General features: G+C 62.3%; 11 protein-coding genes and 1 pseudogene. 6 read left to right on the top strand and 6 right to left on the bottom strand.

Annotated features, from left to right (window positions below; translation table 11 throughout):
• Nucleotides 1-447, top strand: a pseudogene (locus ABSG20_RS29465) (NirA family protein); the annotation flags it as partial.
• Nucleotides 444-2,042 carry a sulfite reductase subunit alpha gene (locus ABSG20_RS29460; protein ID WP_423867981.1) on the top strand — a complete coding sequence of 533 codons (1,599 nt, stop codon included), beginning with the start codon at nucleotides 444-446 and terminating at the stop codon, nucleotides 2,040-2,042. The pseudogene ABSG20_RS29465 and the gene ABSG20_RS29460, both read left to right, overlap by 4 nt.
• A gap of 506 nt (nucleotides 2,043-2,548) precedes the next feature.
• Here ABSG20_RS29460 and ABSG20_RS29455 read toward each other — a convergent pair.
• Nucleotides 2,549-3,337 (bottom strand): alpha/beta fold hydrolase, encoded by a 789-nt coding sequence (locus ABSG20_RS29455; RefSeq protein ID WP_423867982.1) that lies wholly within the window; start codon nucleotides 3,335-3,337, stop codon nucleotides 2,549-2,551.
• 510 nt (nucleotides 3,338-3,847) lie between these two features.
• Here ABSG20_RS29455 and ABSG20_RS29450 point away from each other — a divergent pair.
• The gene (locus tag ABSG20_RS29450) at nucleotides 3,848-4,105 is read left to right on the top strand and encodes a phasin family protein (RefSeq protein ID WP_423867980.1); all 258 of its coding nucleotides are present in this window, start codon (nucleotides 3,848-3,850) and stop codon (nucleotides 4,103-4,105) included.
• A gap of 182 nt (nucleotides 4,106-4,287) precedes the next feature.
• A complete protein-coding gene (locus tag ABSG20_RS29445) occupies nucleotides 4,288-4,470 on the top strand; it encodes a hypothetical protein (RefSeq protein ID WP_423867979.1) in 183 nt (60 codons plus the stop codon).
• On the opposite strand, the gene ABSG20_RS29440 is transcribed toward ABSG20_RS29445, so the two are convergent.
• From ABSG20_RS29440 to pxpB, 3 genes are read right to left on the bottom strand one after another with little or no spacing between them, the layout of a single operon-like run.
• Entirely contained in the window at nucleotides 4,467-5,234 is a 768-nt protein-coding gene (locus ABSG20_RS29440) for a LamB/YcsF family protein (protein WP_423867978.1), read from the bottom strand. The genes ABSG20_RS29445 and ABSG20_RS29440 overlap by 4 nt on opposite strands.
• Before the next feature lie 46 nt (nucleotides 5,235-5,280).
• Nucleotides 5,281-6,333, bottom strand: coding sequence for a 5-oxoprolinase subunit C family protein (locus ABSG20_RS29435; protein WP_423867977.1), 1,053 nt, complete (start codon nucleotides 6,331-6,333; stop codon nucleotides 5,281-5,283).
• Nucleotides 6,330-7,061, bottom strand: a complete 732-nt coding sequence (pxpB, locus tag ABSG20_RS29430) for a 5-oxoprolinase subunit PxpB (protein WP_423867976.1) — start codon at nucleotides 7,059-7,061, stop codon at nucleotides 6,330-6,332. Before pxpB ends, ABSG20_RS29435 begins: the two co-directional genes overlap by 4 nt.
• Before the next feature lie 233 nt (nucleotides 7,062-7,294).
• Here pxpB and ABSG20_RS29425 point away from each other — a divergent pair, with 233 nt between their 5' ends.
• Nucleotides 7,295-7,993: a ribonuclease activity regulator RraA gene (locus tag ABSG20_RS29425; protein ID WP_423867975.1), complete on the top strand. Its 699-nt coding sequence runs from the start codon at nucleotides 7,295-7,297 to the stop codon at nucleotides 7,991-7,993.
• Here ABSG20_RS29425 and ABSG20_RS29420 read toward each other — a convergent pair.
• Complete coding sequence (locus ABSG20_RS29420) at nucleotides 7,972-8,157, bottom strand: hypothetical protein (RefSeq protein WP_423867974.1); 186 nt, start codon at nucleotides 8,155-8,157, stop codon at nucleotides 7,972-7,974. The two genes, ABSG20_RS29425 and ABSG20_RS29420, sit on opposite strands and share 22 nt — an antisense overlap.
• On the opposite strand from ABSG20_RS29420, the gene ABSG20_RS29415 reads away from it, so the two are divergent.
• Nucleotides 8,156-8,560 carry a (R)-mandelonitrile lyase gene (locus ABSG20_RS29415; RefSeq protein ID WP_423867973.1) on the top strand — a complete coding sequence of 135 codons (405 nt, stop codon included), beginning with the start codon at nucleotides 8,156-8,158 and terminating at the stop codon, nucleotides 8,558-8,560. The two genes, ABSG20_RS29420 and ABSG20_RS29415, sit on opposite strands and share 2 nt — an antisense overlap.
• 57 nt (nucleotides 8,561-8,617) lie before the next feature.
• Here the strand turns inward: ABSG20_RS29415 and ABSG20_RS29410 are convergent, their stop codons facing one another.
• The gene (locus ABSG20_RS29410; RefSeq protein WP_423867972.1) at nucleotides 8,618-9,418 is read right to left on the bottom strand and encodes a DUF2147 domain-containing protein; all 801 of its coding nucleotides are present in this window, start codon (nucleotides 9,416-9,418) and stop codon (nucleotides 8,618-8,620) included.
• Between the last annotated feature and the right edge of the window lie 118 nt (nucleotides 9,419-9,536).

The raw sequence follows: 9,536 nt of genomic DNA, 5'->3' as shown, positions 1-9,536 counted from the left end.
GGCCTGATCGCCTGCACCGGCAATGCCGGCTGCAAGTTTGCCGCCTCCGACACCAAACGCCACGCCGCCGAGATCGGCGACTGGTGCGAGCCGCGGGTCGACATCGAGACCCCGCTCAACATCCATGTGACCGGCTGTCATCACTCCTGCGCGCAACATTACATCAGCGATATCGGCCTGATCGCCGCCAAGGTTCCGGTGGGTGAAGCGGACGACACCGTCGAAGGCTATCATCTGTTCGCCGGCGGCGGATTTGGTCCGCAGGCCGATGTCGGGCAGGAAGTCTATCACGACCTCAAGGCCGAGGACGCACCGAAGACGGTGGAGAAGCTCCTGAAAGCCTATCTCGCGCACCGCGTATCTGCCGAAGAAACGTTTCTCAACTTCGCACGACGCCATGACGGCGAAACCCTGCGCAAGCTCGCTGATGCCGAGGTTTCCACATGAACCAGATGACGCCTCTGCCCCGGCTCGAGATCATTCCCGCCAGCGCGCCCTTTTCCGAAGCGCAGCGCTCCTGGCTGAACGGCTTCTTTGCTGGACTTCTGAGCGAGGGGCCAGCGTCCTTGTCGGCCGAGTTCGGTGCCGCCGTCATGCAAGGTCCCGCCGGCGATAGCGACGACAGCGAAGCACCCTGGCATGACCAGACCATGCCGATCGCTGTGCGCATGAAGCTCGCCCAAGGCCGGCCACTGCGGCGCCGCATGATGGCAGCGATGGCGCAGCAGGACTGCGGCCAGTGCGGTTACAATTGCAACGACTATTCGGATGCGATTGCCAGCAAGGCGGAAGCGCGTCTCAATCTCTGTGTGCCCGGCGGCAAGGAAACCGCCCGGATGCTGAAGGCACTGCACGAGGAACTGGAAAAGGCGCCGAAGGCGGCTTCATCGGCAGCGGTGGCCGCACCCGCGCCGGCGGCCGTGGCGGAGCCAGGGCGCTCGCGCGACCATCCGGTGCCGGCGACGTTCGTGTCACGCCGCCTGCTCAACAAGCCGGGTTCGGAGAAGGAAACCTGGCACATCGATTTTGACCTTACAGGCTGCGGTCTCGATTATGTCGTCGGCGATTCCTTCGGCATTTTTGCCTGCAATGAACTCGGCCTCGTCGACCAGATCATCGCCATGCTCGGCGCCTCGCATCTCACGGAAGTCAACGGCAAGACGCTGCGCGAGGTATTGACGTCGGACGTCTCGCTGTCGCCGGCGCCGGATACGCTGTTTGAACTGTTCTCCTTCATTTCCGGTGGCGCGCAACGCGAAAAGGCGCGGGCTCTGGCGCAGGGTGAAGACCCGGATGGCGACGCCGCCACGCTCGACGTGATGGCGGCGCTGCAGAAATTTTCCAATGTACGTCCGCACCCCGAAGCCTTCGTCGAAGCGCTGGAGCCACTGCAACCGCGGCTCTATTCGATCTCGTCGTCGCACAATGCGACGCCCGGAAAACTGTCGCTGACGGTCGACTGCGTGCGCTATGTGATCGGCAAGCGCCGGCGGCTCGGCCTCGCCTCCACCTTTCTCGCCGAGCGAATAAAGCCCGGCGACGAACTAAAGGTCTATGTGCAGAAGGCCCACGGTTTTGCGCTGCCGCAGGATCCGGCTACGCCGATCATCATGATCGGGCCGGGCACCGGCATCGCCCCGTTCCGCGCTTTCCTGCTCGACCGCAAGGCGACCGGCGCGCCCGGCAGGAACTGGCTGTTCTTCGGCCACCAGCGCAGCGATTGCGATTTCTTCTATGCCGACGAACTCAACGCGATGAAAATCTCGGGCCTGCTGACGCGCCTGTCGCTGGCCTGGTCGCGCGACGGCGATAAGAAATTCTATGTGCAGGACCGCATGCGCGAGGTCGGCCGCGAACTATGGACCTGGCTTGCCGAAGGTGCGAGCGTCTATATCTGTGGCGACGCCAAGCGGATGGCGAAGGATGTCGAACGGGCTTTGGTCGATATCGTCGCGCAATTCGGTGCGCGCTCTACCGACGAGGCGGTCAGCTTCGTCGGGGAACTCAAGAAGAAGGGCCGGTTCCAGCAAGACGTTTACTGAAGAAGGTCCAAACGGCTTCAAATCCGAACGAAAAATATTCTGGCGCAGATCCGGGACGGAGAACGTTTCGTCTGCCGCCAGACTTTCGCGCAGGCTTCTCATCGCTATTTTTCGCGCGAGCTTGCGTTCTGCTGCAAACGGTAGTTGTGTGTCGGTCGATGCGGCGTTGGAGATCGACCATGCGGGAACTATCGGCGGAAGCCCGCTTGCACTTTTACGCGCGATCTCTTTCGAAGCGGACCGGAGCAAGGCTCCATGCGGCTGCGCTCTACGGCGCATTCGCATTAATCGCCGCCGTGGTATTTGGTACGCTCTCGGTGCACCCGTTTTGAATTAATATTCGACCGCGTGGGGTGGGCAAATCCACCGGGTCGCGCAAATGCACGGGTCGATGACAAGTTTTGCGCGCGGCCACCATCCGTTTGCTTTGGCTTTGGTGGACACCGCGCAGAGACGCCTTTGGCCACCCTGCATTGGTCTGCATTTCGGAAACCATCAGCCCTTGGCTAAGTCTGTCCGGCTGCTTCAAGTATCAGATTGGTGATGGTGTCGGGCTGCGATATCAGCGAAAGATGGCTCGCCTTCACTTCGATCGTCTTGGCGCCCATGCGCTTGGCCATGAAGCGTTCCAGCTCCGGATTAATGGTCCGGTCCTCGGTGGACACGGCATACCAGCTTGGCTTTGATCGCCATGCGGCGTGGCTGGTTTTGTCGGCAAGCAGCGACTTTTTGAACGGCTCCTGAACGGCATAGAGCACGCGCGCTTTGTCCTGGGGAAGGTCGCCGGCAAAATCGTGCAGGAAGGCCTCCTCGCTCAGCCGTCCCTCGTCGCCGGAAAAGACGATGCCGGCAGAGGCAGGCGGCGTCGGAAATTTTTTGGCCAGTGCCGTGTAATCCTCACCCGCATCGGGCGCTCGCGCGGCGACATAGACCAGCGCCGAAACCTTGGGGTCTACCCCGGCTTCGGTTATAATCATGCCGGCGAAGGAGTGGCCGACAAGGACGGTCGGGCCCTGCTGCAGATAAAGGACGCGCTGCGTCGCCTCAACCGCGGCCTGCAGCGTCGTCAATGGATTCTGCACGGCAGTGACCTGGATGCCCTTTGGCTGCAATCTTGCGATGACCTCGGACCAGCACGAGCCGTCAGCGAAAAGCCCATGCACAAGGACGACATTGCGAGCCTTTGTCGCGGGCTGCGCGTCCGCAGTGCGCGGGAACAGAGGAGTTGCCGCGCCGGCCGCCAGCATGCTCACGAACGCGCGGCGATCCATCAGATAATTCCTGTCGTGCTTCATCTTGATCATGACACCCCTCCTGCCCATCGGAGAAATAATGATGCCGCAGATAAATCACGGCTCCTAGAATTGCTCCGATCACGACGATGTGTATCTGCTCGCCTCGAAGCAGCGCATTAACCAGGGAGCTGGGATTGATGACCCGCAGCTGCATCGCACCACTGACCGAAATGCGGCTCTGTTCGGCCGCGAGCGCCGATCGGCCAAACGACCACCGCACTTCGCTTAGGCGAGCCGGTCCGGGTGCCTCTATTTTATGCAATAGCGCTCTGGGATCGTCCGATTGCCATCTCTGTCTGCGGCCGCGACATAAACACACTGTTCTAAAATGCTCCATTTCAACCAGTAAACCGCGACGAGGCCTGGATCAAAGCCGTTCGCGCAAGACAAGATTCGTGCGCCCTATGTCAGGAAACCTGACGCAAGCTGGCACGTTTTTCGCTGGTAGAAGTTCTAGCTTAGGACTAACGAGGGTTGTGCGCCGACGGATAGCGGCTGAAAGGGATCGCAATGGCTAACTCAGATCGCTTCTCGGTGGGGTTCGACACGGGTGCTGTTTCGGAAAAAATTGCAGCCTACCAATCCAAGCTGCTGGAGATGGCCAAAGCCAATTTTGACCTGTCATTTTCGTATGCGAAAGCCATCGCGGCGGTCAAATCGCCAGCTGAGTTCACGACCATCAGCGGCGATTACTCAAGAAGGCAGGTGGAGATGTTTAAATCGCAAACCAAAGAGCTCACCTCGTTTACCCTCCCAGAGCAAACATAGAAGAGCCGGACCCCAGATCCTCCATAGTCCTTCCAATGATTGGCGGCGTTGGCCGAGGGTCGAGACCTCGCGCAGCCTGTGACGGGGAGGCTTTTTTCGAAAGACCGTAGTGGCAGCCCGCCGTACTGCTGGTTTTAAGGATATTTGCTGAACGACTCGTGACTTTTGAGGGGGGTTTTGATGTGACACTGATTGTGCGCGGCAGGAAAGGTGAGGAAGTCGTAACGACCGTCCGGCTGCAGACCGCATCCGCCGTTGCCAAGGCGCGCGAACTCACATCTATTGGATGGCGCGTCACCATCGAGTGTCCAAACGGTATCGGAAAACAGATTATTGATGGCAACCGCGACGAAACAAACCTCTAGCTCACCTTGAATGGCGCCACGTCAATGCCGGCGTGCTGCAATGCCTGCCGCACGCCGCGGGCGATGTCCACCGCGCCCGGCGTGTCGCCGTGAATGCACACGGTATCGGTACGCATTTTTATCACCTTGCCGGAGACCGATACGACCGCGCCATCCTGCACCATGCGCACCACGCGGTCGGCGATCGCTTTCGCACCATGCAGCACCGCGCCGGGCTTGCGGCGCGACACCAGCGAGCCGTCGTCCTCATAGGCGCGGTCGGCGAAAACTTCGTGCACCATCGGGAGATTGGCGGCTTCGCCGGCCTGCACCAGCCGCGAATTGGCGAGCACCACAAAGATCAGATTGGAATCGACCGCCCGAATCGCGGAGGCGATGGCCTTCGCGGTCATATCGTCCTCGCAGGCGACGTTCGACAGCGCGCCATGCGCCTTGACATGGGTGACCTTGTGGCCGGCCGCGGTCGCGATCGCCTGCAGCGCGCCGATCTGGTAGGCGACGAGGTTCTCGATCTCCGCGGCTTTCATGCCGGGAAAAGGCCGGCGGCCAAAGCCGTGCAGGTCGCGATAGCCGGGATGGGCGCCGACAGAGACGCCGCGGACTTTGGCAAGCTCCACGGTCCTGCGCATGATGTCGGCGTCGCCGGCATGGAAGCCGCAGGCGATGTTGACCGAAGTGGCGAGATCGATCATGGCGGCGTCGTTGCCCATTTCCCAGGCGCCAAATCCTTCGCCGAGATCGCAATTGAGATCGATGGTCGTCATGCTGTGTCCGTTTGCCCCGAGTTTGCCCAAATTCGTGCTGAGCGCATCAGTCCGGCGTCAGCGCGTCCGCGGATGGCATTTGCCAGGTTCCGGCATCGACGGCGCTGACCGCGGCGCCGGCGACGTTAGCATCTCTTAGCGCCTCGATGTTGAGATCAAAAGCATCTGATGGCTTGACGCGATCGGGCAGGGCGCGCAGCTGCCTTGCGAACTCGCGCAGCTCGGCCTGCGCCGCGGCCATACTGACCGCCTTGAACCGGAAATTCCTTCCGGCCGAAATCTGTGCAAACCGCCCGAGGTCTGATGTGATCACGGTTGCGATCTTGGGATAGCCGCCGCTGGTGCCGCGGTCCGGCATCAGCACGATCGGCGCGCCGTTACCGGGCACCTGGACGCTGCCGTTGACGGTGCCGTCGGAGACGATGTTGTGGCCGTGCAAGTGTTTTATCACCGGACCTTCCAACCGGTAGCCCATACGGTCGCTGGTCGCCGATATCTTCCACTCGCTGTCCAGAAACAACTTTGTCGCGGCTTCCCCGAATTCGTCGTCCTGCGGACCCATCACTACGCGGATCGGCCCGTCCCCTTGGCCGGGCAGGTCGATCCGGCGCTCGGCGCCGCCGCTGGCGGCAGCCGTCTGCAATTCGTCACCGGCCTGCAGCGGACGCGGATAGGGGCTGCCGAGGCCGGCGCGGGCATTCACCGCGAGGCTGCCAAACATTGGTTCGCCGGCAATGCCGCCCTCGATAGCGAGATAGCTGAACGAACCGCCGCGTGCAAAACCCAGCGTCAGGCTCTCGCCGTCGCCGAGCGTCATGGACGTATCGAATGCAACGGTATGTCCGGCGATGTCGGCATTGCGCGGCGCTCCTGTCAGCGCGACCCGCACCGCGCCATGGCGCGCCGCAAGGACCGCGCCGAACGGACCGATTTCGATCGCGGCCGTGAATGGTGGATTGCCGATCAGGGCGTTCGCCGCGGCGAGCGCGAGCCGGTCCATGGCGCCACTCGGCGTCAGACCGTAGCGCTGGGCGCCGTGACGACCGCCGTCCTGCACCGAGCTCGCCGGACCGATGGCTGCAATGACGAGTTTACTCATGACGCTATCTGCTCGGCTATGATCTCGCCGCGCTCCGCCGCGCGGTCTTGCTCGGCAAAAGCTTTGGCGTCGATGGCGGAGAAGGTCACGGCGTCGCCAGGCTCGAGCAGGAAAATCGGGTCGCGATGCAGCTGGTAGGTTCGCACGGGGGTGCGTCCCAAAAGATGCCAACCGCTAGGCCCGGCCAGGCATTGCACGCCGGTCTGCACGCCGCCGATCGAGATCGTGCCGGCCGGTGTCAACAGCCTGGGATTTTGCCGCCGCGGCATGTGAAGGAACGTATCCAGCCCGCTGAGGTAGGACCAACCCGGTGTAAAGCCGATCATGGCGACGCGGTAGTCGCCGGCGACATGCCGGGCCACGATGTCTTCCGGTGTGGTTTTGAGGCTTTTGGCGACATCATCGAGATCGATGCCATGCTCGCCGCCATACACCACGGGGATGCGCCAGCGCCGCGTTGTTGTCGTCGGCGGGACCGGGAGCTGGGCCAGAGCGGTCAGCTTTTCGCCGAGTGTGTCGAAATCGGTCACCAAGGGATCGTAATGCACCAGCAGGGATCGATAGGTCGGTACCGTCTCGGTCACGCCGGTAACCGACGCGGTTGCCAACGCTCGGTCGAGCGCCAGCACCCGTTGGTTGGCGGCATCGTCGATGTTGCGGCTAAACTCCACCGTAATGGCGCTGTCGCCACTCGGCAACAGGCGGGCAGGGGATGATGTCGCCGCCATGGCATCAAACTCTTCGGACCGATATCGCGCCGACATGTAGCTGATTTTGCCGCGAAGTGGAATTCGCTTCTCAAGAATAGGCTTGCGAGTTCAATAAATTAATCGCTAGGGAGGGGATAAACTGCACTGATCGCGCAAAATGCGTTCGCCACCCCCTGGCGACTGGCCTTGACGTGATACGCCGGCCCCGCAAGATGCGCCGGCTGCTCATTCCCACCGGAGTTTCCTGTTCGATGTCCCTCACTTCAGAAGCGCTTCAGACCCTGTCGCGCGTGTCCACCGCCACCATCACCACGGTTCTGCTCAAGAAGGGTCTGCGGAACGTCTGGTTGCGCGGCTCGCGTCCGCTGCGACCGGGACAAAAGCGGCTGGTCGGTCCAGCCTTTACCTTGCGATTTGTGCCGGCGCGAGAGGATCTGGCGACCCCGGAATCGTGGTCGTCGCCGATCTCGACCCGGACCGCGATCGAAGCCATGCCGGAAGGCTGCATTGCGGTGGTTGATGCCATGGGCATCACCGACGCCGGCATTTTCGGCGATATTTTGTGCGCGCGCATGGTCAAGCGCGGGGTTGCCGCGCTGGTGACCGATGGGGTGGTGCGCGACCTCGAGGGCGTACTGGGCACCGGGCTGCCGGTATGGTGTGACGGTTTTGCCGCGCCGCCTTCGGTCGCTGGCCTGACCTTCGTCGGCTGGGGCGAACCGATCGGCTGCGGCGGCGTCGCGATTTTTCCTGATGACATCATCGTCGCCGACCAGGACGGCGCCGTGGTCATCCCGAAGACATTTCTCGACCTCATCTTGGCCGACGGCGCCGAGCAGGAGCGCATGGAGGCCTGGATCGTCGAGCAGGTGAATGACGGCGCGGTGTTGCCGGGTCTCTATCCCATGAATGCCGAGACCAAGGCGCGCTACGCGGCCTCGAAGAAATAGTCGACCTCATCAAGGAGCGCGCTTTTGCGTGTGTTTTGAGGGTTGAGCGGCGCTGCGTCGCCGCGTGGTTGGATGGCGCGGCGGCTTTCACGCAGGCTATGTACAATTGCCGGCGTGCGCCTCGCCACCGTGAGGATCTGTTGTTCGTAGAGGAGGAACGCCATGGATATCCATCTCGCCGGTTCGCGGCCGACCCGCCGTGCGCCCGAAGAGTATTTCACCGGCTCGGTCTGGCAGGATCCGATTATCGCGGCCGCGGCCCCGGCGCGGATTGTCTCGACCCGGGTCGCCTTCGAACCGGGCTCGCGGACCAACTGGCATTCCCATCCCCTCGGTCAGACACTCTATGTGATCTCAGGCGTCGGCCGGGTTCAGAGCATTGGCGGCCCCGTGCGCGAGATCCGGCCGGGCGATGTGGTCTGGATTCCGCCCGGCGAAAAACACTGGCACGGCGGTTCCCCGGCCAACGGCATGATCCATATAGCGATGCAGGAATCGCTTGACGGCAGTTATGCGACCTGGATGGAGCCAGTGACTGAAGTGGAATATTCAGCTCCTGTAAGCTGATGGCGAAGGAACTTACTTCTCGTTCTGAGCTGCGAGCCTTCGGCGATCATCGCTCTCCTAGTTTACCCGGCTCCAGGTCTGTCCGCCGCAGAACATGCCGCCGAAGGCGCAGCCCTGAACGCGCAGGGTGTCCGGGCCCTTCATCGCGATCGTCGAATCGTAGGTGCTGCCGGAGTTTGGATCGAAAATCCGGCCGCTCCATTTGGCGTCCTTGCCGGGCTTCATGTTGATCAAGACCTGTTCGCCGTTCTGGTTCGACTTCGCATCGACGGAATAGCCGCATAGATTGGCGCCGCATTGCTCGATCCGGACCGTGCCCTCTTTCTCTTCGGTCAGCCATACCCCGAGCGGCGAGTCGGGCGACTGACCGGCGGCCATCGGCGCAGGTGCCAAGGGAGGCGCTGCCGACGGGGGCGCTGTTGCAACCACCGGAGGCGGTTCGGGCTTGGCGGTAGGCGCTGTGTCCGGCGGAGCCTGCGGCGCGGACGCGCTGGGCGCGGCTGGTCTCGAGATGGGGGATGCCAAGGTCGCGGTATCGGCGGGCGCCAGTGCCGTGGTTGAAGGCTGCTGTGCAGGGTTGGCCGCTGCGGGGGGCTGTGCAGGCTGTGCCGCGTCAGGGGCGGGCGCCTGCGGATCGACCTTGGCCTGCTGAGGCGCCGCTTTGTGCTCGCGGTCCTTGTCCTGATCGGCGTGCGAGCGCTTGGTTCGCCTTCCGCTGTTGTCGTAGACGCCCGGTATCGAAACCGTGCCGCGGTCGGGGTCGATGCGTATGGTGCGCCCGCCATACTCAAATGTATATTGCGCCTGCGCCGTAGTACTCGCCAGCAGAAACGCGGCGATGGCAAAAAGCTGCTTCACAGTGACCTCCCGGACAGGTGAATTTCCAGTGCCGACTTGGGCCTTCGCATCCGCCAACGTGATCCACATCACTCTCATGGGTTAAGTCGGGGATCAAAGGCTTTGGTTCAATCGCTCG

Origin of the sequence: Bradyrhizobium sp., assembly GCF_049512235.1 — a bacterium.
Classification (GTDB): domain Bacteria; phylum Pseudomonadota; class Alphaproteobacteria; order Rhizobiales; family Xanthobacteraceae; genus Bradyrhizobium.
This window is presented reverse-complemented; position numbering and strand designations above follow the sequence as displayed.